We start from the raw sequence: 944 nt of genomic DNA, 5'->3' as shown, positions 1-944 counted from the left end.
GCCGACGGGCGCGGCCGGGGCCGGCGCGGGGGCGCTCGGCACGGCGGCGGGGACGGCGAGGTCCGGGCCGCCGGGCTGGGTCTGGCTGATGCTGCGGACGGCGCCCGCCAGCTGCTCCTCGGAGACCGGGACGACCTGGGAGGGGATGCAGCGGGCGTGCGCGAAGGCGAGGACGGCGGTCTCGTCGCCGACGAACAGCACGGTGCTGGTGGGCTCCACGTGCGTGTCGCCGGGGGTCCGGCAGGAGGTGCACTCGTAGCCGTCGGGGGCGCGGTCGCCACCTAGCAGGCGGTCGGCTTCGTCGTCGCCGATCTCGGACCGGACCTCGTCGCTGACGTCGAGCATGCGCGGCACAGGGTCTCCTCGGATGGGTGTGGATGGGGTGCTGGGGCGGACACGGAGAGGTCGCCATGCCCAACGGGCCCTTGTGTCAGGCGTCACGGGTGCCCCCGGAGGCTGACGTGAATTGCCTCGGATCCGACCGCACCGCGTGTTCTCGTGGTCGCAATCTGTCGATGTCGGTGCCGGGACTGCCGGAATCAAACAGTGAGGTGAGTCACGGAGTCCGGATGTTTGATCTAGGAATCGACGGTTAAAGCGGACAATTCGGGCATGATTGCATGGTCGTTACCGCCGGTAACCCTTGGCTGAGCTGGGCAGACCGTCGAAGTTTTGGATTCCCCGTTGATCGGCTCGTAGCTTCTTGGACGGCGCAACGAGCGCCACCCGGGTTCACCCCCGACGCACAGCCCCCCGGTCCGCCGGGCGTGGCAGGTGCCCGCCGACGCGATCGCTCGAACACGTCGTCGGCGAGCGGCTGGGTGGCCGGGGCGGCAAGCGGCACGTCCGACACGTGCCCGGCCGCCCGACGGACGCAGCGAGTGATCACGGCCCTTCCCGGGGTCTGGTTCCGCATGCCCGCCCGGGGCTGTCGAGAGGAACCT

The 944-nt window shown here is 70.7% G+C and carries 1 pseudogene; it reads right to left on the bottom strand.

What is annotated here, in order from left to right:
• Window positions 1-354: pseudogene (locus AE652_RS40090) on the bottom strand (hypothetical protein); the annotation flags it as partial.
• Between the last annotated feature and the right edge of the window lie 590 nt (window positions 355-944).

The sequence above is a fragment of the Kitasatospora sp. MY 5-36 genome (assembly GCF_001182915.1).
Taxonomy (GTDB): domain Bacteria; phylum Actinomycetota; class Actinomycetes; order Streptomycetales; family Streptomycetaceae; genus Kitasatospora.
This window is presented reverse-complemented; position numbering and strand designations above follow the sequence as displayed.